The organism is Ensifer sp. WSM1721, assembly GCF_000513895.2.
Taxonomy (GTDB): Bacteria; Pseudomonadota; Alphaproteobacteria; order Rhizobiales; family Rhizobiaceae; genus Sinorhizobium.
Genome location: NZ_CP165782.1, coordinates 2,856,536 through 2,880,971, shown reverse-complemented (window position 1 = coordinate 2,880,971; position 24,436 = coordinate 2,856,536). Strand labels below are relative to the sequence as shown.

The window sequence follows — 24,436 nt, the reverse complement described above, 5'->3', positions numbered from 1 at the left end:
TCTCGAGAGGATAGACTATGACGGTTCACTTTATCGGCGCAGGCCCGGGCGCGGCGGATCTCATCACGGTCAGGGGACGGGACCTGATCGGCCGCTGCCCCGTCTGCCTCTATGCCGGCTCGATCGTCTCGCCGGAACTCCTGCAATATTGCCCGCCGGGCGCCCGCATAGTCGACACGGCGCCGATGTCGCTCGACGAGATCGAGGCGGAATATGTGCGCGCGGCGCAAGCCGGCGAGGATGTGGCTCGGCTGCATTCGGGCGACCTTTCCGTCTGGAGCGCCATGGCGGAGCAGATCAGACGGCTCGAGAAACATGGCATTCCCTATACGATGACGCCGGGGGTTCCCGCCTTCGCTGCCGCCGCGGCGGCGCTCGGTCGCGAACTGACAATTCCGGCGGTGGCGCAGAGCCTCGTGCTGACCCGCGTTTCCGGCCGTGCCTCGCCGATGCCGAACAGCGAGACACTCGCCGCCTTCGGCGCCACGGGCTCGACGCTTGCCATCCATCTCGCCATCCACGCGCTCGAGGTTGTCATCGAGGAGCTTACGCCGCTTTACGGCGCCGACTGCCCGGTGGCGATCGTCGTCAAGGCCTCCTGGCCGGATGAACGCGTCCTGCGCGGCACGCTCGGCGACATCGCCGCGAGGGTCGCCGCCGAGCCGATCGAGCGCACGGCGCTGATCTTCGTCGGCCCGGGTCTCGAAGCCTCGGACTTCCGCGAAAGCTCGCTCTACGACCCCGCCTATCAGCGCCGCTTCCGCGGGCGCGAATAGGCGGAACAGCCGGTCGGCTAACGCTGCGACTGTTCGATCCCCGGGATGCCACGGATCTCTTCGGCGAGGAAGTCGATCAGAAGGCGGACCCGGGCGATGCCCGCGCGCTCCGGAACGATTAGCATGTTGATCGGCACGGACGGCAGAACGTAACCCGACAGTATCGCCTCGAGCCTGCCCGCTGTCAGGAGATCTCCGACAAGCCATTGATGCGCGGGTGCGATGCCGCGCCCGGCGATGAGCGCCTCGCGCGCGGCAAGCCCATGGTCGACCCGCAACCGTCCGCCGAAGGGCACCTCGTGATGATTGCCATCCGGCCCCTGCAGGACAAGCGTGTCGCTACCTGCGACGTTCGACATCCGGATGCCCTCATGGCCGGTCAGATCCCGCGGAACGGCCGGCCTTCCTCGCTCGGCCAGATAGTCCGGCGCTGCCACCAGCAGGCGACGGCTCTGGCCGAGCGCCTTCAGCCGCATCGAGCTGTCGGTGAGCGGACCCAGGCGGAGCGCGATGTCGACGCCCTCGCGCACGAGGTCGACCCGCTCGTCGGTAAGGCTCAAATCGACGCCGATGTCCGGATAGCGGTCCTGAAACGCGAAGATCAGCCGGCTGACATGGAGAACCCCGAAAGCCGCCGTGCACGAGACGCGGACCGTGCCGGCCGGCGCGCCTCTCGTACCTCTTACCTCGTCGCCGGCCTGCTCCACGAGGCGGAGGATTTCGACGCTTCGGGCATAGTAGCGGCTGCCCTCGTCGGTCATCGTCACGCGTCTGGTGGTCCTGGAGAGCAGAGGCACACCGACGGCTTCCTCGAGTTCGCGCAAATGCCTCGTGACGGTCGACTGGCCGACCCCGAGTTCGCGCGCGACCGCCGACAGGCTTCCACGCTCTGCGACGCGGACGAAAGTGCGCATGCGCTCGAGAGTGACGTCGGATTTATCCATTATTCGGCATGATCTTATGCATTCCTTACACGTAGCGGATCGGGCGGACGCTGGCTACCTAGAGGGACGAAAATCTCACCTGGAGAATGATCTATGAAAATTCTGCTCGTCTTTGCTCATCCGGAACCGCGCTCGCTCAACGGAGCGCTTCGCGACGTCGCACTCAACGAACTCGAAGCGCAAGGCCATGAAGTGCGGGTCTCGGACCTCTATGCCCAAGGCTGGAAAGCCGAGGTCGACCGCGCCGACTTCCCCCTGCTGGCGCCCGACGCGCGGCTCGTGCCTGTCGCAGCCTCCAAGAAGGCCTTCGAAACGCAAGCCTTGACGGATGACGTCAAGGCGGAGATCGAGAAGCTCCTATGGGCAGATGTTTTGATCCTCCAGTTTCCACTCTGGTGGTTTTCGATGCCGGCTATTCTCAAGGGCTGGATCGACCGCGTCTTCGCCTACGGCTTTGCTTACGGCGTCGGCGAGCATAGCGACAAGCGCTGGGGTGACCGCTACGGCGAAGGGAAATTGGCGGGCAAGCGCGCGATGCTCATCGTGACCGCCGGCGGCTGGGAGGAGCACTATTCCGCCCGCGGCGTGAACGGCCCGATCGATGACCTCCTGTTCCCTATCAACCACGGCATCCTCTACTATCCGGGCTACGACGTGCTTCCTCCATTCGTCGCCTATCGCGTCGATCGTTTCGACGAAGCGGCTTTCGAGCCGCTGGCCGAGCGCCTGCGCGAGAGGATGCGGAGGCTCGGCTCGACCCCGCCCATTCCCTATCGGCAACAGAATGGCGGCGACTATCTGATCCCGAGCATGCAGCTCCGTCCCGGCCTCAGCGAAGCAGGCGCAACCGGCTTCGCGCTTCACCTCAACGATGCGCGCGAGACGTTTCGTCAGGCAGGTGAGTAGCTATTCCTCATCGAGTGCGGGTCTCGGCTTTCGGGGAACGTCCTGCCGTTCCTCGAACCGGTCGCGGTAAAGGGCTGCCTGGCCGAGCAGCATCAGCGTTACGGGCGTCGTCACCGTAACGAAGAAGATGATCAGCAGCTCATGGAAGACCCAGCGGCCCTGCAACACGGCGAAGCAGAGGATCGACGCCAGGCAGATGAGGATCGTGCCGCCGCTGGTCGCGATTGTCGGGGCGTGCAGGCGCTCATAGAAATCGGAAAGACGCAGAAGGCCGAGCGACCCGACCAGAGTGGTCGTCGCGCCTAAAAGCAACAGCGCGCACACCGCAATCGCCGCCCAGGGCGGCAGGTCGGTCAGGTGGCTCATTCGATCACCTCGCCGCGCATGAGGAACTTGGCGAGCGCGATCGAAGAGGCGAAGCCAATCACGGCAATGATCAGAGCCGTTTCGAAGTAGACGGTGTTCGCGGTCCGGATGCCGAAGCTCAAGAGCAAGAGCATCGCGTTGACGTAAAGCGTATCGAGGCCGAGGATGCGGTCCTGCGCCCGCGGTCCCCTGGCGATGCGGTAGAGCGCGAAGGCCATGGCGAGCGCCAGCATGCTCTGCGCGAGAAGCACGGACCAGATGATCGCAAGCTCGATCATTGGAATATCTCCTTCAGTTCGGCCTCATAACCCTTGACGGTTCGCCGCCACAGGGCCTCGTTCTCGATGTCGAGCACGTGGATGAGTACCGTTTTCAGGCGGCGGTCATATTCGAGCCAGGCTGTTCCGGGCGTGGCTGTCACGATGCAGGCGAGCAGCGCCAACGCGTTTTCGTCCTCGAGATCGAGATCGACGGTCAAGAAGCCGGCATTGGCCGAACGCCTGCGCGAGCGCAGGATAATGCCGGTGACGGCAATATTCGACCGTATGATGTCCCCCACGACGTGAACGGCAAGCCCGAAGGCGCGTCCCAGACGGTGCAGATTGGACCGCGCGGGCTGCAGCTTGAGCGTCACCCAGGCGAGCACCGCGCTCAGAACCAGGCCCAGCAGGATCGAGCCCGGTGCCACCGACTGGTTGAGCAGCAGCCACATGAGGAACAGGCCGATCGAAAGCAGCGGGTAGGGAAGCCAGGTGCGCATCGGCTAATTGCCTCCCGTCCTTGGCGCCGAAAGCACCCGCTCGCTGTGAACGAGGGGCGAGAGCAGATCGTCGGCGGTCGCCTGCATGTAGCGCATGGCGGGCCCCGCCTGCAGGCTCAGGAAGATGCAGGCGCCGAGCAGAACGAGAACGGGCGCGATCTCGATGACGACGACACGCGGTATCGTGCCCTCGATGGAGGCCCAGAAGGTGCGGATGCCGATGCGGTTCATGGCGATCATCGCGGCCAGGCCCGACAGGATGATGAGCAATACATAGGTCCAGTCGGCCGCCGATGTCGCGGCTGCAAGATCCGCGCTCGGGCCGTCGAAGAGGCCATGCAGCAGCGCGAACTTGGCGATGAAGCCCGAAAGCGGCGGCAGGCCGGACAAGAGCACCGCGCATAGGCAGAAGCAGAGGCCGAGCACAGCCATCGTCCCGGGTATCGCGACGCCGACCTCTTCCTCTTCTTCATCCTCGTCGAAGTCGCCATAGGCTTCCATCGTCACCGCCAGCACGTCGGCGCCGGCATCTCGGCCGCGTTCGACGAGCTCGATGAGCAGGAAAAAGGCGGCGATCGTCAGTGTCGAACTGACGAGATAGAAGAGCGCGCCTGCCAGCATCCCCTGATGCCCGAGGCCTAGCGCGGCAAGCAACGTTCCGGAAGAGACAAGGACCGAATAGCCCGCGAGGCGACCCATCGCCTGCGAAGCAAGCACGCCGATCGCGCCGTAGGCGATCGTCAGCATGCCGCCAGCGACGAGCCAGTCCTGACCGAAGCCGGTCGAGGCTCCCGCCGCGGCGCCGAAGACGAGCAGATGCAGGCGGATGATGATGTAGATCCCGACCTTGGTCAGGACCGCGAAGACGGCAGCGACCGGCGGCGTCGCCGCCGCATAGGCCGTCGGCAGCCAGAAGCTCAAGGGCCACATGCCGGCCTTGACAAGGAAGGCGACGCCGAGAATGGCGGCGCCCGCTTCCACGAAATTTCTGTTTTCTGGGGCAAGCGTTGCGAGTTTCGTTGCGAGATCCGCCATGTTGAGCGTGCCGGTCACCCCGTAGATCAGGCTTACGCCGATCAGGAACAGCGCCGAGGCGGCGAGGTTGATGGCGATATAATGCAGCCCCGCTTTGACGCGCATGGGACCGGAGCCATGCAGCAGCAGGCCGTAGGACGCCGCCAGCATCATCTCGAAGAAGACGAAGAGGTTGAACAGGTCGCCCGTCAGGAAGGCACCGTTGAGCCCGGCGACGAGAAGCTGGCACAGCGAGTGGAAGTGGTGGCCCGCCGTGTGCCAGCGCGCCATGGAATAGACCTGGGCGGCGAGCGCGAGGCCGCTCGCAAGGCACAGCATCAGCGCCGAAAGCCGGTCGAGAACGAGGACGATGCCGAAGGGCGCAGGCCAGTTGCCGAGCTGGTAGACACCCGTTCCGGGCGGGCCGCCCGCCGCTGCAAGGCGCACGAGGATCATCGTGACGACGAAGACGACGAGCGTTGAGACGAAACCGATGGCGCCTTTGAGCGTGCGCTTGCGCTCGTCGATCGGGATCAGCACCGCCGCCACGGCGAGCGGCACGAGGATCGGCAGGACCAGGAGATGTTGCAGCCACTCAATCACCGCGCTGCTCCCTCCCGTCGACGTGGTCTGTCCCGGTGAAGCCGCGCGAGGCGAGCAGCACGACGAGGAAAAGCGCGGTCATGGCGAAGCCGATGACGATTGCCGTCAGCACCAGCGCCTGCGGAACGGGATCGGTGTATCGAACGAGGTCGCCGACGCCGCCCGGTTCGAGCACCGGCGGGGCGTTTACCTTCAACCTGCCCATGCCGAAGATGAAGAGATTGACGGCAAAGGAGAGCAGCGAAAGCCCAATGATCACCTGATAGGTTCTCGGCCGCAGAAGAAGATATACGCCGGATGCCGTCAGCACGCCAATGCCGGTGGAGAGAACGAGCTCCATTACTCTGCCGCCTCCTTCTCCGGACGTGTGGCTCGGGTGTGTGCGCGAGGCGCGCGCACCGACTGGTGCGCCAGCGCAATAAGCATGAGCACGGTTGCGCCGAGCACGAGCGAGAATACTCCGAGGTCGAAGAGGATGGCGCTCGCGACTGGCACCTTGCCGATGATCGGCAGGGTCGCATATTCGGCGCGCGAGGTGAGGAACGGATAACCGAAGAGCCATGATCCTGCGCCCGTGGCGACGGCAATCAGGAGACCGATGCTCATCCAACGAAGCGGATGAATGCGCAGCCGCTCCTCGACCGAGCGGGTCCCGCCCGACATGTACTGCAGGATGAAGCCGATCGACATGGCAATACCCGCGGCAAAGCCGCCGCCCGGGAGGTCATGCCCGCGCAGGAAGAGAAAGGCGGCGAGCATGCCGGTCACCGGGAACATCCAGCGCATGATCACGGAGGGGACGAAGAGGTATTCGGCGACACTGTCGCCCGCGGTGCGGTCGGGATGGTCGTCATCGAAGGCGTTCTGCACCCTTTGCTGTTCCGGTGTTTCGAGGCTGTCGGCCTGCGGTCGGAAGCGCAGGAGGAGCGCAAACACCGTCAGCGCGACGATGCACAAGACGGCGATTTCGCCAAGCGTGTCGAAGCCGCGGAAATCGACGAGGATGACGTTGACGACGTTGGTTCCGCCACCCTCCTGGTAGGCGCGGGCGAGGAAGTAGTCGGCAACGGTCTCGGGGAGCGGTCGCGTCATCACCGTATAGGAGATGAGCATCAGTCCTCCGCCGGCGATGATCGCGAGCAGGAAGTCGCGCAGGCGCCGGGCGCGGGTTCGCAGCGGAATGTCTTCGGCGGTCTCCGGCCCCGCGATGCGTTTCGGCAGCCAGCGCAATCCGAGCAGGATGAGCACGGTGGTGACGATCTCCACGAGAAGCTGGGTGACGGCGAGATCCGGCGCGGACAGCCAGACGAAGGTGATGCAGGTAACGAGCCCCGCGCCGCCAAGGAGCACGAGCGAGGCGAGGCGATGGAACTTCGCCATGAAGGCCGAGCCGACAGCGCAGGCTATACCGACCGCCCAAAGCAGCGCGAAGGCGGGATCGATGCCGCGGATCACGAGTGGGGGTAGGGTGAAGCCGCGGGTGAGAAGGGGCGACGCCCCTGCCACAAGGGCAAGAAAAACAAGGAGGCGCATCTGCGGCTGCAGGCGGCGCGTGCCGAGCTGCTGCTCGAGCGAGCGCGCCCATTTCCACGAAAGGGTCACCAGAACGCGTTCGAAGATGCGCTGCCCCTCGAGCAGGCGGAAGACCGGCGGTCCCTCTATGCCGGTCGCGAGATAGGAGCGCATCAGAAAATAGAGGCCGACGCCGCCCGAAAGCGCGACGAAGCTCATGATCAGCGGGATGTTCAGGCCGTGCCAGACCGCAAGGCTGTAGTCCGGCGTTGCGTCGCCGAGGATCGAGATGACGGCAGTATGCAGGAAGGGGCCGATCGTCTGGGCGGGGATAATCCCGACGACGAGGCAGGCGAGCACCAGAAAATCGATCGGTGCCCGCATCCAACGCGGCGGTTCGTGCGGCTTGCGCGGCAGGTCCGTTGGAGTCGGACCGTAAAAGACGCTGTGAATGAAGCGGAGCGAATAGGTCACGGCGAACATGCTGGCGATCGTCGCGACATAAGGCGTTGCCGTGTCGAGCGGGTTGACGAGGTGCGTTTCGATCGCCTCGGCGAAGAACATCTCCTTCGACAGGAAGCCGTTCAGCAGCGGCACGCCGGCCATGGCGGCGCTGGCCACCATGGCGAGCGTCGCCGTGATCGGCATGAATTGGAAGAGCCCGCTCAGCCTACGCATGTCGCGCGTGCCGGTTTCATGGTCGATAATGCCGGCCGCCATGAAGAGCGAAGCCTTGAAGGTGGCATGATTGACGATGTGGAAGACCGCGGCGACGGCGGCGAGCGGGCTGCCGAGGCTCAGGAGCACGGTGATGAGCCCGAGATGGCTGATCGTTGAATAGGCGAGCAGCCCTTTCAGGTCCTGCTGGAAGATCGCGAAATAGGCCCCGAGCAGCAAAGTCGTCAGGCCCGCGAGGCCGACGAGCCAGAACCAGGCCTCGGTGCCGGCCATCACCGGCCAGAGTCGCGCAAGCAGGAAGACGCCGGCCTTCACCATTGTCGCCGAATGCAGATAGGCGGAGACCGGCGTCGGCGCCGCCATGGCGTGCGGCAGCCAGAAGTGGAACGGGAACTGAGCGCTCTTCGTCAATGCGCCGAGCAGGACCAGGATGAGCACCGTCACGTAGAGCGGATGGTTGCGGATCGCGTCGCCGGACGCGAGCACCGCGTCGAGATCGTAGCTGCCGACGATCCGACCGATGATCACCAGTCCGACCAGCATGGCGAGACCACCCATGCCGGTCATGGTCAGCGCCATGCGGGCGCCGTCGCGGGCGTGTGCATTGTGATGCCAGTAGCCGATCAGCAGGAAGGAGACGATGCTCGTAAGCTCCCAGAAGACCGCAAGCAGGATGAGGTTGCCGGAAAGGACGACGCCGAGCATCGAGCCCATGAAGGCGAGGAAGAGCGCGAAGAAGCGCGGCACCGGGTCTTCCTCGGCCATGTAGTAGCGGGCGTAGAGAACGACGAGCACTCCGATCGCCGTGATCAGCGCGCAAAACAGCCAGGCGAAGCCATCCATCCGGAGCGTGAAGTTCAGGCCGAGCTCGGGGATCCACTCGAGCTGATAGCGAAGCACGTTGCCAGAGGCGACGATGGGGTAGAGGCCGGCCGTCACCAGGAAGCAGACGAGAGCGATGGCGCCCGCGAACCAGGCTGTGGCACCACGTTGATCGGACGGAAAGAAGATTGCGATGAGGCTTCCCGCGAAGGGGGCGAGAATGAAAACCGAAAGCAATTTCTCCGCGTATTCGATCGTTCCGTCCCCTTATGGGTGTGTTGGAGATCGGGACTCCCGGTCCCGTAAGGACTGCCGCCGAGCGGCGGTCGCAGAAGGTGCCTACTGCATGTTTCCTTAAATCGTAGCCGATTTAAGGATAAAACATGCAGCATTTCAAAGTGCTACAGCGACCTTTGCGCGTCTAAGGCGCGCGGCGCTGTAGATCATCCGCGAAGCGGCAGAAAGCATATGTTTTTATGACTTTTTTCCGGACGGCTGCCAAGACTCGGCGGCAAGAAAAAGACCTGCGCCGAGCGACTTTTGCGGTCGTTGCGCCGTCACGTCGCAGTCAGGCGGCGCGCCATCTCCGCTCGAAGACGAAGGTGGCAAGATCGTTGGCGCTCATCGGCCGGGCGAAGGCATAGCCCTGCAATCCATGGCACTCCAGCTCTTTCAGGATATGGGCATGGTCGAGTGTTTCGACGCCCTCGGCGATGACCTCGATGCCGAGCGATGTGCCGATGTCGATGATCGACTCCACGAGCCGGCGCTCAGCCGGAGAGTCGAGGATAGGCAGCACCAGTTGGCGGTCGATTTTCAGGCGGCGCGGTGTGAGTTTCAGAAGGCTCAAGATCGAGGCATAGCCGGTGCCGAAGTCGTCGATCTCGATGTCGATGCCGAGTTCCTTGATGCGCCGGATATTCGACATGACCGTGACGTCGTTCTCGTCGAAGGAGATCGATTCAAGCAGTTCGAATGAGAGCCGCCCTTTCGGTATGGACATCTGCTCCAGCCGGGCGACGAGGCCCTCGTCCCGCAGACGCGAGTAGGAAAGGTTGACCGAAACCTTGGGGATGTGAATGCCGTTCGCCTCCCAGCGGCAGATCTGGAAGAGCGCCTGTTCCAGGATCTTCTGGTCGATCGCGGCGACCACGTTGATGTCTTCCGCCGTCTTGAGGAAGGCATGCGGTCCGATTAGCCCCTTGGTCGGATGATCCCACCGCGCCAGGGCTTCGACGCCAATGATTTCCAGCGACTTCGGAGAGAACTGCGGCTGGAAATAGGCGACGAATTCATTCTGCTCCAGCCCGCGCAGGATCTCGTCGGCCGTCTGCTTCGTCTGGAAGACGGCTGTTTTCAACGCGCCGGTGAAGGTTTCGTGCCGGTTGCGGCCGCGGCGCTTGGCCTCGTAAAGGGCGATATCGGCATTGACGAGAATCTGGGAAAGCTCGTCCGCCGCGGCAGTTTGCGCGGCGATGCCGATGCTGACCCCGATGCGGCACTCCTGATCCTTGTAACGAACGGGCGAGCTCATCGCCTCGATGATGCGCGAAGCCAGCGCCGCATCCTCTTCGGAGCTGCCGCCTGCGCGAATGATGACGAACTCGTCGCCGCCGATCCGGGCGACGAAGTCGCTCTCCCGCGCGTTCGAGCGCAGGAGCCCGGCGGCGTGCCTCAGAATTTCGTCCCCGGCCGCATGGCCCATCGTATCGTTGATCTGCTTGAAGCGGTCGAGATCGATGTGGAAGATACTGAGCCTGGCACCGGCGTCGAACTTTCGGACGCGGTCGGCGAGGATCTGGTCGAGGAAGCGGCGGTTCGGCAGGCCGGTCAGCGGATCGTGCAGCGCGTTGAATTCCATGCGGTGGCGAGCGGCTTCCAGCTCGGCGCTGTGGGCTTCGGCGAGGCGTTTGGCCTCCGATAGGGTCGCGCGCGTCTCGACGTCGGCCGTGACGTCCCAGTTGACGCCGACGATCTTCCTGTTGCCGTTGGCCCCGACATAGGTCGAACCGATGGCACGGATGTGGCGGATCTCGCCGCTTGGCAGGCGGATGCGAAATTCGGTGTTGTAAGCGCTGCCCGTCGCCAGCGCCTCGGCGAATTCCGCTTCGGCGCGCGCGAGATCCTCCGGATGCAGCGTGTCCCTCCAGTCGTCATAGACCTCGCGCATCGAAGATCCGATGCCGTAAAGCTCCTTCATGCGGCTGTCCCACAGGAGCTTGCCGCTGTCGATATCGAGCTCCCAGACGCCGATCTCGGAGGTGTCGAGGGCGATCTTCAGCCGGTGGGACAGCTCCTGTAGCTGGTCCTTGTTCTGCCGCAGGGCGCGCATGTTGTCTTGTCGTTCGGTCGTCAAATGCCCGGTCACGATCATCGGGACGACGATCATGAGGCCGCCGAGCAGGATGAGCAGTCGAACCAGCCAGGCATTCTGCGGCGTGGTCGGCCAGCCGCCCTTCGGTATGGCCGCCATTCGCCAGGTGCCGCCGGGCAGCATCACGTTCAGCTCCACCGGCGCCTTATCGAAGATCGCTGCATCGCCAAAGAAAATCGCGCCACCTCGACCTTGGCCGTCACGGCCGGCAATGGCGATGTCCAGACCGAGCGTAGAGGAGACCAGGCCGCTGTCGCGGTAGAGCCGGTCGATATCGATGACCGCTGAAATCAGGCCCCAGAAACGCTCGCGGCCGCCGGCACTCGTCGTCACCGGAAACCGGCCGATCAGTCCGCGTCCGCCCTGGACGAGATCGACCGGGCCGGCAAGCACCATCTTTCCGGTGGCCACCGCACGCATGACGGATCCGCGTTGCTTGTCATTGGTGCGGTAGTCGAGCCCGATCGCCTTTTCGTTGCCTGCTACCGGATAGACCATCGAAACGACCAGGCCAGGCGCGGCCGCAAGGTTGCGCAGTTGCGAACGCTCGCTGAAAATGCTTCGGGCCAGGTCACTGAACCGAGGCTGTTGCATGTCGGGCTCGGTCGCGACCGTGCCGATCAGACCGCGGACGAGCTGGACGTTTCCGTTGATATAGGTCTCCAGTTTGGAGCGGATCGGATTCAACTCGTCGGCCACGATCGAACGCATGCGGGCGTCCGAAATGATCCGGTTCTGATTGTCGGCGAGGATGCCGGCAATCAGAACAACAAAGGTCGCGATCATTGCCGGCAGATAATTGAGCGTCAGAAATCGCGAGAGGCGGGATTTCCCAAGATGCTGAAGATTTGTTTCTGACACAAGACGGCCCTGCGAATGCGAACTGGTGCGTTAGTCAGCTTGAATATTCCAAACTCTCCTTAACAATTCTTCATTCGCATTCGCTGAAATAGCTGAGTTCGCTTTAGCTCCTTTGTTTTTGAGCATGTCGATGTCCCAAAAGCGCTGCACACTTTTGGGCGACATGCACTAGGCTTTTATCCCGATCATCGCTTGCAAGGTCTCCAGCCTGTCGGCGTCGCGGGGCAGCTTGTCGGGCCTGAGCCGCGCGATGCGCGGAAAACGCATGGCCACGCCTGACTTGTGCCGGGTCGAGCGGTTGAGACCTTCGAAGGCAACCTCGACGACGAAGCCGGCGTCGGGCTCGGCGCGCACCGCCCGCACGGGACCGAAGCGCTCGACCGTGTTGTCGCGCACGAAACGGTCGAGGATTTCGAGTTCGGCGTCGGTGAAGCCGAAATAGGCCTTGCCGACGGGCACCAGACTGGTCACGCCTTCGCTCTCGGCCCAGACGCCGAAGGTGAAATCGGAATAGTAGCTGGACCGCTTGCCGTGGCCGCGCTGAGCATACATCAGCACGGCATCGATGTTGAACGGCGCCCGCTTCCACTTGAACCAGGGGCCCTTCGCTCGTCCGGCCACGTAGGGCGAATCGAGTCGCTTCAGCATCACGCCCTCGATCACGGGATCCGGAGGGTCGGAGCGCAGGCGGTCGAGTTCTTTCCAGGTCGAGAAGGCGACGAGAGGCGAGAGATCGAAATGCTGGGGCGAGGCGGCCTCGATCAGAGCCGACAAGGCCTCGCGGCGGACGCGAAAGGGCTCGGGCCGGATGTCACGCTCGCCTGAAAAGAGGATGTCGTAGCCGCGAACGAAGGCGGGATAATCCTCCAGCAGCTTGCGGCTGACGGTCTTGCGGTTCAGCCGTTGCTGCAAGTCGGCGAAGGTGGCGGTCGCGCGGTTGCTGCGCATCGTTCCGCCGACCAGCAGCTCGCCGTCGATCACGCCGGAAAAGTCGGCCGCTTCGAGGATCTCCGGAAAGGCGGCCGAGATCTCGTCGCCGCTACGCGAATAGAGGCGCCGAAGCCCGCCGACATTGGCAAGCTGGACGCGGATGCCGTCCCATTTCCATTCCGCCGCGAAGTCGGCCGGATCGAGCCCCTCGAGATCGCCCTCGCCAATCGGCGTCGCAAGCATGACCGAGTGGAAGACGGCGGGTGTCTTCAGTACCGGCATTTCCGCCTGGCCGGTCAGCCAGAGGAAGAGGGGCAGATAAGGCGGCGCCAATCCGTGCCAAAGCGTTTCGATCTCGCCCACTTCCTTGCCGCCCATTTCCGCCAGCGCCTGCTTGGCGAGCCGCGCCGAGGCGCCGATCCGCAAGCCTCCGGTGACGAGTTTCAGCAGCGCAAATCGGCCGGAGGTGTCCAGCCGGTCCAGCATGTCGCGGACGAGCGAACGCACCTCGGAACGCCCCGCTCTCTGAAGCCGCTCGACAGCCTCGCCGAGCGAAATGTCTGCAGGCGCAATACCCTCCGGAGGCTCCCAGGCAAGCGAAACCGTTTCCGCGAGGTCGCCGACATAGTCGTAGGAGTAATGGAACAGTACCTCGTCCATGCGTTCGAGCAGCAGGTCGCGGATGAGCGCCGGCTTCACCGTGTTGAGCGAGAGCGTCCCGGCGATCGCCGCGAGCGCGTAGCCCCGGCTCGGATCGGGGGTGCTGCGGAAATAATCGGCGAGCAGCCGTATCTTGCCGTTCCGTTGCGGCGTCAGAACGAGGCGGTCGAGGAGTTCGGCGAAGGTTTTCATCCGTCATTCTCCCTCGTCCTCGTAACCGACCAAGTGGAGCGGGCGTGCCGGGATGCCCTGCAACTCGCACCAGCGTACCAACGCTTCCTCGCGGCCGTGCGTCACCCAGACCTCCGCCGGCGCGACCTCGCGTATCGTCTCCGTCAGTTCCGCCCAGTCGCAATGATCGGATATGACGAGCGGCAACTCGACGCCGCGCTGCTTGGCCCGCTGGCGGATGAGCATCCAGCCGGAGGCGAAGCTGGCAAGCGGATCGGCGAAGCGCCGCGCCCATCGCTCGGCGAAGGCCGCCGGCGGGCCGATGACGATCATCCCGGCGAAGTCCTGGCGGCTTTCGGGGCCGAGGGTCGCCGGACGGATATCGCCGAGGTCGATGCCTTGGCTCTGGTAATAATCGCAGAGCTTCGCGAGCGCACCATGGATATGGATCGGCTCGTCGTAGCCCTGCCGCCGCAGGAGCGCGATAACGCGCTGGGCCTTTCCGAGCGCGTAGGCGCCGACCACATGGGCGCGCTCGGGAAACTGCTTCAGCGACATGAGGAGGCGTGCAATCTCTCTTTCGTCGTCCGGGTGGTGAAACACCGGCAGGCCGAAAGTCGCCTCGGTGATGAAGACATCGCAGCTGATCGGCTCGAAGGGCGGGCAGGTCGGATCCGCCCTCCGCTTGTAATCGCCGGAGACGACGATCCGCGTCCCGTCCGCCTCGACGCATACCTGCGCCGAACCGAGCACATGCCCGGCCGGCCGGAAAGTGACCCTCACGCCGTTGATCGCGATCGTTTCGCCGAAGCGCGCTATTGTGCTAGCGCCGCAGAAGCCATCGCCATAGCGCAGACGCATGATGTCCAGCGTCTCGCGCGTCGCGAGGACATGACCATGACCGGCGCGCGCGTGATCGGAATGTCCATGCGTGATGAGCGCCCTCTCGACCGGCTGCACCGGGTCGATATAGAAGTTCCCGAGTTCGCAGTAGAGCCCTTTTGGGGCGGGGTAGAGCAACTTGTCCGGCTTCATGCCGAGAAAGATAGCCGGCGCTGGCGTATCTGCCAGCTATCCGCGCAAGTTTTTCGGTGTGCGTTACGGCCGTTCGGGCGTGCCGCGACCTGCCAAGACCCCTCCCAAACCCCTCCCCACAGGTGGGGGGGCTTACTGGCCGCACCGTCTCCGTCTCATCCAGACCTTTGCGTCAGGTGCGAAGGTTGGCAAACCGCAGGCGAGCGCCGCGAGCGCTGAAGCCTCTCCCACCTGTGGGGGAGGGGTTGGGGAGGGGCTTTTTTGGGGGCTAAAGCCCGTTCGCTAGTGTTTCACCGATGAGTTTCAACACCGCGCCGGCATCGATGCCCATGCAGGCCTGCTGGCTCGGCAGTCCGTCCCAGGCATTCGGGGGGAAAAGCCGCCCATCCGGCTTCTGGATCGTCTGACCGTCGGCGACGCCGCCGCATACTACGCGGATGGCGCCGCTACGGGTTCGGAACAGGTCCGGCGCGACGACATAGGCGCAGGCGCAACTGTCGTGAACGACCATGCCGTCCTCGACATGCTGCTCGTAGAAGTCGACGTAGAATTGCGAGATGTCATAAAGAAGCCTGGCCGGCGCGCCGCCGCGCTCGGCGATGTCGGAGAGCATGGCGCGTGTCATCACGGTCCGCATCGTCACGTCGAGCCCGATGACGGTCACGGGCCAGGGTGATGTCATCACGAGATCCGCCGCTTCCGGGTCACCGTGGATGTTGGCTTCCGCGGCCGGGGTGATGTTGCCCGGAACGTCAAAGGCGCCGCCCATGATCACGACGCTCTTCACGAGGGTGGCGATGTCGGGGTCGTCACGAAGCGCCCGCGCCAGATTGGTCATGCGGCCGACGGCGACGAGCGTCACCTCGCCGGGATTGGCGCGAACCGTGTCGATGATGAAGCGATGCGCGGGCCGCGGGTCGAGCGGCATGTCGATCTCGCTCGGCACGTCGATATTGCCGAGTCCGTCATCGCCGTGAACGCTCGTGGGCCAGCCGACATGCGGCCGTCCGGAATCGAGAGTTTCGCCGATCCCCTTTGCGACCGGTGCCGCGATATCCCAGGACCGCTTGAGAAAAAGCGCGTTGCGGGTGGTCGTCTCGACCGAGGCGTTGCCGAAAACCGTGGTGATGCCGACGAGGTCGATGGCCGGATGGCGGTGCAGGAAGAGAAGGGCCATGGCGTCGTCGACGCCCGGGTCAGTATCGAAAATAACCTTGTGCATGCGTCTTCTCTTCCTCAAAGGCGGCCGCCGGCTGCGTCCTGTTCGTAACGTCGTGAAGGCGGCAAATGGACAAGGCGCGAGCGAAAGTCAATCGCTTGCGTCGGCGTTCCGGTGGTTAAAGCGGCATGCTGCAGCCGCATGCTTTCCCGCTTAAACTTTCCGAAAGGTGGTTGGCCTATCGTTGAGGGAGCCCTTAAGTTTTTCTTGCAACCTTGACGACGACAGCGGAGCCGCCCCGTGAAGGCAATCCTCAGCAAATTGCGCCCGTCGAAGCGGCTGGTGGTCATCCTGTCCGCCGCGTTCGGGGTCTCTGCTGCCTCCGGCGCCGCCGCCGTCTATGTCGGCCGCGACCAGATACTCAGCCGATTTGCGGAGCCGTCCGCTTCCGGTCTCGAATGCACGGCGCTCAGGACGCTGAAGCTCGACCACAACGGCCAACGCTGGATCCGCATGCATGTGAAGACGGACAGAGCGGGCGGACCGGAGCGGATCAGAACGGCGCTGCGCGTCGTCGGCGCGCTCGCCAACAAGGAAAAGGCAGACCTCTATCAAGTGGTCGTACTCGATGCGGCGGGTCCAGAGGATCGCGCCGGCGCGCGCGGCGCGGCGGTCGGAGCGGACGTGCTCTTCGCTCCCGGCCCGCGCAGCGTCCCAGGTATGGATGAGCCGTTCCGCGCCTCCTACAACGAGGCCATGGCCAATGCGGCCGGCATGTTCCGCGGCAAGCTCGTCACGCTCGGGTTGGACGAGGTACGCGCCATCATGGCCAGGATGGACGATCGCTCCTTATGCATTGATCCGGCAGCGGCGGAGATGGAAGGTGCGGATACCGCGCCAGCAGCCAAGGAGACGACCGCGGATGCCGAAGGGCACGGCGGCCACTAGAGCAATTCCATGAAGAGATAGCGGTTTCCCGTTCGGAATTGCGCAGTTTCAAAGAGTTAGCTCACAAACGGAAAGCCCACCGCTTGCGCGATGGGCGTGTCTCCGAGCGGCTGTCGCTGGCTTAATCGGCCTTGTGGCGTCGTGCCGGGAAGAGAATGACGTCGCGGATCGACGGCGAGTTGGTGAGCAGCATGATCAGCCGATCGACGCCGATGCCCAAGCCGCCGGCGGGCGGCATGCCCTGGTCCATCGCGTCGAGGAAGTCCTCGTCCAGCGTCTTTTCCTTCTCACCGCGGGCATGCGACTGCTCCATCTGCTCGACCATGCGGGCGCGCTGCTCGACCGGGTCGTTGAGTTCGGAGAAGGCGTTGCCGATCTCCCAGCCGTTGCAATAGGTCTCGAAGCGCTCGACGAGCCGCGGTTCACCCGGCACTTCCTTGGCGAAGGGCGAGATGTCCTTCGGGAAATGGATAACGTGGGCCGGCTGGATCAGGGTCGCCTCGACTTTCTCCTCGAAGATGAAGGCGAGGACTTCGCCCCAGGTCGCATCCTTCTCGACCTCGATCCCGGCATTGCGGGCTGCCTGGCGCGCTTCCTCGTCGCTCTGGATCGCAAGGAAGTCGACACCGGTTGCGTCCTTGACGGCAGCCGGCATGGAGACGCGCGGGAACGGTCCCTTGAAGGAGAGCTGCTTGTCGCCGAACTCGAACTCGGTTTTGCCGTGGACCGTCAGCGCCAGCGTCTCGAACAGCCGTTCGACGAGGCCCATCATGTCGTCGTAATCGGCGTAGGCCCAGTAGCACTCCATCATCGTGAATTCCGGATTGTGCCGGGTAGAGACGCCTTCGTTGCGGAAATTGCGGTTGATCTCGAAGACCTTGTCGGTGAGGCCCGATACCAGCACGCGCTTCAGGTAGAGCTCGGGCGCGATGCGCAGATACATGTCGAGCTTCAGCGTGTTGTGATGGGTCTTGAAGGGCTCGGCCGTGGCACCGCCGTAGATCGGCTGCAGCATCGGCGTTTCCACTTCCATGAAGCCTTCGTCCTCGAGGAAACGGCGAATGCCTGAGACGATGCGGCTTCTCTGCTGGAAGCGGAGCTTCGATTCCTCGTTGACCATGATGTCGAGATAGCGCTTACGGTAACGCGTCTCGATGTCGGCAAGTCCGTGATACTTTTCCGGCATCGGCAGCAGCGACTTGGTCAGCATCGTGATCTGCTGCGCGTTGATCGTCAGCTCGCCGCGCTTCGTACGGCGGACAACGCCGGTGACGCCGATGATGTCGCCGAGGTCGATCATCGGCAGGAGCGCACGTGCCTCTTCCGGCGTCGTGTCCTTGTGCGAGAAGATCTGGATCTTGCCGGAGGCGTCATGGATGTCCATGAACATGCCGGAATTGCGCGAAGAATAGACGCGTCCCGCGACGGTTACGACGTCCTGCGTTTCGGTATCCGGCACGAGGTCCTGGTATTTCGAAGCCAGTTCCGCATTGGTCATCGTCCGGTGGAAATGCGCCGGATAGACATCGCCGATCTGCTCGCGCAGGAGGTTCAGCTTTTGGGCGCGTACTTCCGTCGCGTCGGACGAGAGGCCGGCGGTTTCTGTCTTGTCGTTCATGGTCCTGTCCTTACTTTCCGCTGCCCACCATGGAGGCGACCACCTGCGCGGCGACCTTCAGCCGTTGGCGCACGACGGAGCGGCCGAGCAGCTCCATCGAATCGAACAGCGGCAGCGAGCGCTGCGAGCCCGAGACGGCGACGAACAGGGGAGCGACGACCGCTTTCAGCTTCTTGCCCATGCGCTCGGCGCTGGCGCGCAGTTCCGCTTCGATCGATTCCTTGTTCCACTCGAAGATCTTTTCGAGATCCGGCTGGACGGTGTTGAGGACTTCGAGCATCTCCTCGGGCGAGGTCTTGACCCCGGCAAAGGCCGCCGGCTGCAGGCCGAGATCCGACTTGAAGAGGAAGCCGGCAAGATCCGGCAGCTCGCCGAGCTTCGAAATGCGAGACTGCGACAGCTTCAGACCTTCGTTGAGACGATCGTTCTCCGACGCCCAGGAGAAGACCCGTGCGGCGAACTCCTGCTCGGAGAGCTTTTCGCGGATCCAGCGGGCATTCAGCCAGTCGAGCTTCTGGATGTCGAAGATCGCGCCGGCCTTCGAAAGGTTTTCCGGATCGAACTTCTCAGCCAATTCCTCCATCGTCAGCAGTTCCTCGCCTTCGGCGATCTGGATGAAGAACAGGCCGAGGAAGTTCATCAGCGCTTCGGGCAGATAGCCGAGCGCCGTGTAATAGGAGATCGAGGTCGGGTTCTTGCGCTTCGACAGCTTCGACTTGTCGGCATTGCGCATCAGCGACAGGTGCATGAACTTCGGCGGTTCGAGGCCGAGATACTGATAGATCAGGATGTGCTTCGGCACCGAGGCGAGCCACTCCTCGCCGCGCGCGACGTGAGTAATCTTCATCAGATGGTCGTCGACGACGTTCGCCATATGATAGGTCGGCATGCCGTCGGCCTTCAGGAGAACCTGCATGTCGACCGCATCCCACGGAATTTCGACATCGCCGTAGACGCCGTCGTGGAACCTGCAGGTGCCCTCGGTCGGAATCTTCATCCGCACGACATGCGGTTCGCCGGAGTTGACGCGGACGGTCACTTCCTCGGCCGAGAGGCTCAAGCAGAGGCCATCATATTTCGGCGGCTTGCCGGCGGCGCGCTGGGCCTCGCGCATCTGTTCGAGCCGCTCGGGCGTGCAGAAGCAGCGGAAGCCGTGGCCGTTTGCGACGATCTTCTCGACGTAGGGCTTGTAGATGTCCTTGCGGTCGCTCTGGCGATAGGGACCGTAGGGGCCGCCGATATCGGGACCTTCCGACCATTTCAGTCCGCACCACTTCAGCGCGTCGAGGACCTTTTTCTCGAATTCCGGTGTCGAGCGCGTCGCGTCCGTGTCCTCGATGCGCAGGATGAATTCGCCGCCGTGCTTCTTGGCGAAAAGATAGTTGAACAGCGCGATGTAGGCGGTGCCGACATGCGGTTCGCCGGTGGGAGAAGGTGCGATACGCACCCGGACTGCAGAATCTGCCATGGTCGTTGCCCGTCTTGACGTGCTTTCGAGGCCCTTGCCGGAATGTCCTCCGGCCCGCGGGCGCGTATTTTATGGGAAGGAAAGGCCCGCATGGGTGTCGCACCAGCGGTATCGGCGGGCAATTCCAGTCGGCAGGGGTGAGATCATAGAAAGCCCGACATGTCAACGGAAAGAGCAGAGGCCGACCCTGGAACGTTCGTGAGGCTGACGCGTTAGAGGCACGAGGACGCGCGGGCAATGGCAGCCGAGCGTGACGGAATCGCGAACAAGGGATCATTCCAGGTTCCGTCCGTGCCCGATGAGGTGGCAGCCAATTCCTCCCCGTCCCGGCCCGCATCCTCATCCCTCCCGCAGCAAGAGGCCCGCATTCGCGAATGCGGGCCTCCATTTGCGACGTGAACGGTCAGTGCAGCTTCTGGGCCTGTTGCTTCCTGAGGCGCGCGTTGCGGGCCATCATGTTCAGCGCTTCGACGAGCGCCGAGAAGGCCATGGCAGCGTAGACGTAACCCTTCGGCACGTGGAAGCCCATGCCTTCGGCGATCAGCGTGGTGCCGATCATCAGGAGGAAGGCGAGCGCCAGCATGACGATCGTCGGATTCCTCTCGATGAAATTGGCAAGCGGCGTCGCCGCCAGCAGCATGACGGTGACGGCGACGACGACCGCGGCGACCATGATCGGCAGATGCGGAGTCATGCCGACGGCGGTAATGATGCTGTCGACGGAAAAGACGAGATCGAGCAGCAGGATCTGGCCGATGGCGGCGGCGAAGCTGTTGATCGCCGAGCTCGCGATGAAATCCTCTTCGTGATCGCTCGGATCGACGCTGTGGTGGATTTCCTTGGTCGCCTTCCAGACGAGGAAGAGGCCGCCGGCAATCAGGATCATGTCCTTCCAGGAAAAGGCGTGGCCGAAGATTTCGAAGACCGGCTGGGTCAGTTGCACGATCCAGGCGATGGTACCGAGCAGCGCCAGACGCATGATCAGGGCGAGGCCGATCCCGATGCGGCGGGCGCTGACGCGGTTCTCGGCGGGCAACTTATTGGTGAGGATCGAGATGAAGATCAGATTGTCGATGCCGAGGACGACCTCCATGACGATGAGTGTGACGAGGGCGACCCATGCCTCGGGGCTTTGGGCGAGCGTGAGGATTTCCTGCATCGGCGATCTTTTCCTTTCCTAGACCACGCGTCATCGCGCGAGACCGCCGCAGTATTTAAGGATACTTCCGGAAGTGGCAAGGCCGCCGCGCCTTCGCGGCGGCCGTTCGGATCAGGCTTTGAGCGGCACCCAAATCTCCACCGCCCCCATGCCCGAGTGCGGATCGAAGCGCTCGTCATAGCGCTCGAACATGTCCGGTACTTCGCCGTGCTGATACCCCGATTGCGGCAGCCAGTTCGCGAAAATGTGATGCGCAGTTGCGGCGATCGTCGAGATATGCCCGCGATGCACGAAGACTGCATAGCGCTGCCGGGGCAGTTTCAGCGTCGAAAAGCCGGCCGGCAAAGCATCCGTGTCCTCCACCTCCATGGCAGCCATGTAGCGGAAGCTGCCGGCCTCGGCATCCGAGTGCGTGCAGACGCCATAGGCGATGTTGCCGCGCTGCCCCGGAACATGGCCGAAATGCGTGTTGAAGCGCTGCCAAAGCGAAGGAATGCCCTCGGTGCGGTCATAGGCATAAGTTTCCGCGAGACCGGCGAGAAGAAGCTCGGGACTCTCCTCGAAGCGGGGCGGTTCGATTTTCGATGTGCGTGCGTCGTCCATCCTGATCGGCTCCATCAGCTCGATGTTGCGAACGTGCCCTTGCTTGCGGACGGATTCGGGCGTCACGCCGAATTGTTCGCGAAAGGCACGAGTGAATGCCTCATGCGAGCCGTAGCCCGCATCGAGGGCCACCTCGAGAATGGTCGAGGTGCCGTTCGCCAGGAGGCGCGCCGCCGAACTCAAGCGGCGCCCGCGGATATAGGCGCTGATCGACCGACCGGTCGCAAGGCCGAACATGCGCGACAGATGGTAGCGCGACTGGCCGGCGGCGTCGGCGATCTGGTCCAGCGATATATCCTTTGCGAAATGGCTCTCGATGAACCAGATCGCCCGTCCGACGGCACTCATGGTCACTCCCGTGGTAGACAGCTCGCTCATACGGACTTATCGGAAAGCGCGCTTGATCGCGCTTGCTCGATTGTAGGGACGTAGCGCTGCGCGTCGACAGCAAACTCTCCGGGTCGGCCGCAACAACCAGCCATTGCACTCGCATTTCGGTGATCTATGTTCATCGTCATGGAAACGACCGGCGTTCTTTTTCGTGGGATCAATGTCGTCTCGATTTCGGTGACGGATCTCGATCGTGCGCGAGAGTTTTACGGGAACGTGCTCGGCTTCGGGCAGCCGGTCTACGACCTTCCAGACGCGGGCTGGATCGAGTTCTCCTCGGGTGCAGCGGGCGGAAACGTCGCAGTGGTTCTGGCGGAGAGCGGCTGGGTACCCTCCACCGGCACAACGCTCGTCCTTGACGTCGAGGATTGCCGCGCGGCGGTCGACGAATTGCGTCGCCGCGGGGTCGATTGCGAGGACGCGGAGGTATTTCCAGGTTTCGTGACCTACGCGAGCTTTTACGATCCTTTCGGCAACCGCCTGCAGATGTGCGGTCCGGCGTAGCGTTCTTGCACCAGCAACAAAACTATCTGCGACACCCGCTGTCTTTATCGGGCGCGCCGAGCATAGGCGGCGAGGAAGATACGGACTGCCGAGGCCACATTCTTTTCGATCCGGTCCGCCGGAACCGTGTCGCACATGCCGAAGAGCCGGCCTTTGAAGATGCCGGCGTTCGAGAGTTCGATGAACTGTTTGGCCGCCAGTTCCGTGTCGTCGATTAAGAGCGCGCCTGTCTGCACCTGCCGATCGAGATAGGCCTTGAGCACGGTGTAGCCGTTCTCCGGCGTTGCCGTGAAGAAGCGCTGCGCCAGCCGCGGCATTCGGTCGATGACGCCGAGCACGGTGCGCATGGCGCGGATCGTGTAGTCGGAGGTGATGCTCGTGACCAGCGTTACGCCGAAATCGTGCAACGCCTCCTCGATCGGTGCATCGTCGTTCAGGGACTGCTTGGCGCTGCTGACGATGCGGCTGCGCTCGCGTGCGATGAGCGCCTCGAAAAGGTCTTCCTTGTTTTCGAAATAGACATAGAGCGTGCCCTTTGAAACGCCCGCCTCACGGGTGATGTCGTTCATGCTGGCAGCGTCGAAATTGCTGCGCATGAACACGCGTTTGGCACCATCGAGGATCTGCTCGCGTTTGACCGGATCCTCGCCGGCGGCGCGCCGCCCCGAAGACTGCTGTTCCTGATCCTGCAGGGACTTTTCCTGCCGTGCGCTTTTCGCTGACGTCATGACGCCGGGGTGCTTTCACTCTTTGAGATCACGAGATCATAAACGCGATCGATTCCGAAAAAAACAAGGGGTGCGGGGAAGGGGCCGCACATTTTTCCTCGTTTCATGTATCGAACCGCTTGGTTCGATTTGCTCTTGATATGCGATGCAAAAGGCATTATGTCAAGTTAATCGAACCGAACGGTTCAGTTCAATTTTAGCGAAAATCGGTGTTCCATGTCCGCTTCCAGCACCTCCAGCGCCGCCCGTGTTCGCCCCGTCGGCGACGATTTCGAAGTATTGGATAATCAGAAGACCACGGCCAAGGACGTCGCAGACGAGGCCCCGTCCGTTGCCGAAGTCCCGGCTGCCGAGGCTGCGGTCCCGCAGAAGAAACGCCGCAAGCTGATCGTCCCCGTCCTGGGCCTGGCGCTCCTCGGAGCCGCCGGCTGGTACGGTTACGACTGGTGGACCAACGGGCGTTTCATGGTCTCCACCGACGACGCCTACATCGAGGGCGACATCGCCACCATCTCGCCGAAGGTTTCCGGCTATGTCGCCAAGGTCGATGTCGTCGCTAACCAGCATGTGAAGGCGGGCGATCCGCTCGTCACGCTCGATGACGGCGATTATCGCATCGCGGCCGAGCAGGCCGAGGCGCAGATCGCCACGCAGAGGCTGGCGCTCAGCCGTTTCGACGCGCAGATTGCCGGCGCCAAGGCGAGCCTCATCCAGGTAGAAGCGCAGAGGAGGGCCTATGAGGCGACCGTGCGCGGCGCGGAACTGACGCAGAAGCGCGCCAGCGACCTTCAGTCCAAGGCCTTCGGAACGGACGCCTCGCGCGATAGCGCGGATGTCGCGCTCGACCAGGCGCGGGCAAATCTCGCCGGTGCCGAGGCCAACATCGCCGCCGCCAAGGCCAACATCACTGTGCTCGAGGCGCAGCGGACCGAAGCGGAAAGCACGATCCGTTCGCTGGAGCTCGCGCGTGACAAGGCGAACCGCGATCTCGGCTTCACGGTGCTCAAGGCACCCTATGACGGCGTCATCGGCAATGTCGCGGTTCAGGTCGGCGATCTCGTATCGGCCGGCCAGCGGCTCGCCGCCCTCGTGCCGACCGATCAGCTCTATATCGATGCCAATTTCAAGGAGACGCAGATCGCCCATCTCGTGCCAGGATCCAAGGTCCAGATCCATGTCGACGCCTATGAGGATCATCCGATCGAAGGCACCGTCGCATCGATCTCGCCGGCTTCCGGCTCGGTCTTCTCGCTGCTGCCGGCGGAAAACGCGACCGGCAACTTCACCAAGGTGATCCAGCGTGTGCCGGTGCGCATCACCCTTCCGGCCGACGTGCTCACCGAAGGGCACCTGCGTGCCGGTTTGAGCGTCGTCGTCGACGTCGACACCCGTACGGCCCCGGAACAGCCGAAGGTCGCAGAGGCGAAGTAAGCGCGCAGCGAGGAGT

21 protein-coding genes are annotated in these 24,436 nt (G+C 63.4%); 5 read left to right on the top strand and 16 right to left on the bottom strand.

Going from position 1 to position 24,436, the window contains the following annotated elements; all coding sequences use genetic code 11:
• Window positions 1-17 precede the first annotated feature (17 nt).
• Window positions 18-776 (top strand): precorrin-4 C(11)-methyltransferase, encoded by a 759-nt coding sequence (cobM, locus tag M728_RS14030; protein WP_026620670.1) that lies wholly within the window; start codon window positions 18-20, stop codon window positions 774-776.
• Window positions 777-793: 17 nt separating this feature from the next.
• On the opposite strand, the gene M728_RS14025 is transcribed toward cobM, so the two are convergent.
• Window positions 794-1,720: a LysR family transcriptional regulator gene (locus tag M728_RS14025; protein WP_026620671.1), complete on the bottom strand. Its 927-nt coding sequence runs from the start codon at window positions 1,718-1,720 to the stop codon at window positions 794-796.
• Between the two features lie 93 nt (window positions 1,721-1,813).
• Here M728_RS14025 and M728_RS14020 point away from each other — a divergent pair, with 93 nt between their 5' ends.
• Window positions 1,814-2,626 carry an NAD(P)H-dependent oxidoreductase gene (locus M728_RS14020; protein WP_026620672.1) on the top strand — a complete coding sequence of 271 codons (813 nt, stop codon included), beginning with the start codon at window positions 1,814-1,816 and terminating at the stop codon, window positions 2,624-2,626.
• Here M728_RS14020 and mnhG read toward each other — a convergent pair whose 3' ends face one another.
• From mnhG to M728_RS13970, 10 genes are all read right to left on the bottom strand, one after another.
• Window positions 2,627-2,992: a monovalent cation/H(+) antiporter subunit G gene (gene mnhG / locus M728_RS14015; RefSeq protein ID WP_026620673.1), complete on the bottom strand. Its 366-nt coding sequence runs from the start codon at window positions 2,990-2,992 to the stop codon at window positions 2,627-2,629.
• Entirely contained in the window at window positions 2,989-3,270 is a 282-nt protein-coding gene (locus M728_RS14010; RefSeq protein WP_026616125.1) for a K+/H+ antiporter subunit F, read from the bottom strand. The genes mnhG and M728_RS14010 overlap by 4 nt, the downstream gene beginning before the upstream one ends.
• Entirely contained in the window at window positions 3,267-3,752 is a 486-nt protein-coding gene (locus tag M728_RS14005) for a Na+/H+ antiporter subunit E (protein WP_026620674.1), read from the bottom strand. Before M728_RS14005 ends, M728_RS14010 begins: the two co-directional genes overlap by 4 nt.
• A gap of 3 nt (window positions 3,753-3,755) precedes the next feature.
• Window positions 3,756-5,366 (bottom strand): monovalent cation/H+ antiporter subunit D, encoded by a 1,611-nt coding sequence (locus tag M728_RS14000; RefSeq protein ID WP_026620675.1) that lies wholly within the window; start codon window positions 5,364-5,366, stop codon window positions 3,756-3,758.
• Window positions 5,362-5,709, bottom strand: a complete 348-nt coding sequence (locus M728_RS13995) for a Na+/H+ antiporter subunit C (protein WP_026620676.1) — start codon at window positions 5,707-5,709, stop codon at window positions 5,362-5,364. The genes M728_RS14000 and M728_RS13995 overlap by 5 nt, the downstream gene beginning before the upstream one ends.
• On the bottom strand, window positions 5,709-8,618 hold the full coding sequence (locus tag M728_RS13990) for a monovalent cation/H+ antiporter subunit A (RefSeq protein WP_026620677.1): 2,910 nt from the start codon (window positions 8,616-8,618) through the stop codon (window positions 5,709-5,711). The genes M728_RS13995 and M728_RS13990 overlap by 1 nt, the downstream gene beginning before the upstream one ends.
• A gap of 331 nt (window positions 8,619-8,949) precedes the next feature.
• Complete coding sequence (locus M728_RS13985) at window positions 8,950-11,541, bottom strand: EAL domain-containing protein (RefSeq protein WP_084044479.1); 2,592 nt, start codon at window positions 11,539-11,541, stop codon at window positions 8,950-8,952.
• A 243-nt stretch (window positions 11,542-11,784) separates the two neighbouring features.
• A complete protein-coding gene (locus M728_RS13980; protein WP_026620679.1) occupies window positions 11,785-13,398 on the bottom strand; it encodes a cisplatin damage response ATP-dependent DNA ligase in 1,614 nt (537 codons plus the stop codon).
• Window positions 13,399-13,401: 3 nt separating this feature from the next.
• Window positions 13,402-14,412, bottom strand: coding sequence for a ligase-associated DNA damage response exonuclease (locus M728_RS13975; RefSeq protein ID WP_034883587.1), 1,011 nt, complete (start codon window positions 14,410-14,412; stop codon window positions 13,402-13,404).
• Between the two features lie 268 nt (window positions 14,413-14,680).
• Window positions 14,681-15,634, bottom strand: a complete 954-nt coding sequence (locus M728_RS13970; RefSeq protein WP_026620681.1) for a nucleoside hydrolase — start codon at window positions 15,632-15,634, stop codon at window positions 14,681-14,683.
• A 237-nt stretch (window positions 15,635-15,871) separates the two neighbouring features.
• Here M728_RS13970 and M728_RS13965 point away from each other — a divergent pair, with 237 nt between their 5' ends.
• Window positions 15,872-16,519, top strand: a complete 648-nt coding sequence (locus M728_RS13965) for a hypothetical protein (protein ID WP_026620682.1) — start codon at window positions 15,872-15,874, stop codon at window positions 16,517-16,519.
• Between the two features lie 121 nt (window positions 16,520-16,640).
• On the opposite strand, the gene lysS is transcribed toward M728_RS13965, so the two are convergent.
• The 4 genes from lysS to M728_RS13945 form a co-directional block, all read right to left on the bottom strand.
• A complete protein-coding gene (lysS, locus tag M728_RS13960) occupies window positions 16,641-18,137 on the bottom strand; it encodes a lysine--tRNA ligase (protein WP_026620683.1) in 1,497 nt (498 codons plus the stop codon).
• 10 nt (window positions 18,138-18,147) lie between these two features.
• A complete protein-coding gene (gene gltX, locus M728_RS13955) occupies window positions 18,148-19,605 on the bottom strand; it encodes a glutamate--tRNA ligase (protein ID WP_026620684.1) in 1,458 nt (485 codons plus the stop codon).
• Between the two features lie 403 nt (window positions 19,606-20,008).
• Window positions 20,009-20,764 (bottom strand): TerC family protein, encoded by a 756-nt coding sequence (locus M728_RS13950; RefSeq protein WP_026620685.1) that lies wholly within the window; start codon window positions 20,762-20,764, stop codon window positions 20,009-20,011.
• Between the two features lie 111 nt (window positions 20,765-20,875).
• Window positions 20,876-21,715 carry a GyrI-like domain-containing protein gene (locus tag M728_RS13945; RefSeq protein ID WP_026620686.1) on the bottom strand — a complete coding sequence of 280 codons (840 nt, stop codon included), beginning with the start codon at window positions 21,713-21,715 and terminating at the stop codon, window positions 20,876-20,878.
• Between the two features lie 156 nt (window positions 21,716-21,871).
• Between M728_RS13945 and M728_RS13940 the strand changes: the two genes are divergently transcribed.
• Entirely contained in the window at window positions 21,872-22,261 is a 390-nt protein-coding gene (locus M728_RS13940) for a VOC family protein (RefSeq protein ID WP_245269694.1), read from the top strand.
• Between the two features lie 44 nt (window positions 22,262-22,305).
• Here M728_RS13940 and M728_RS13935 read toward each other — a convergent pair whose 3' ends face one another.
• Window positions 22,306-22,989, bottom strand: coding sequence for a TetR/AcrR family transcriptional regulator (locus M728_RS13935; RefSeq protein ID WP_026620688.1), 684 nt, complete (start codon window positions 22,987-22,989; stop codon window positions 22,306-22,308).
• A 216-nt stretch (window positions 22,990-23,205) separates the two neighbouring features.
• Here M728_RS13935 and M728_RS13930 point away from each other — a divergent pair, with 216 nt between their 5' ends.
• Entirely contained in the window at window positions 23,206-24,420 is a 1,215-nt protein-coding gene (locus M728_RS13930; protein WP_026620689.1) for an HlyD family secretion protein, read from the top strand.
• Window positions 24,421-24,436 lie beyond the last annotated feature (16 nt).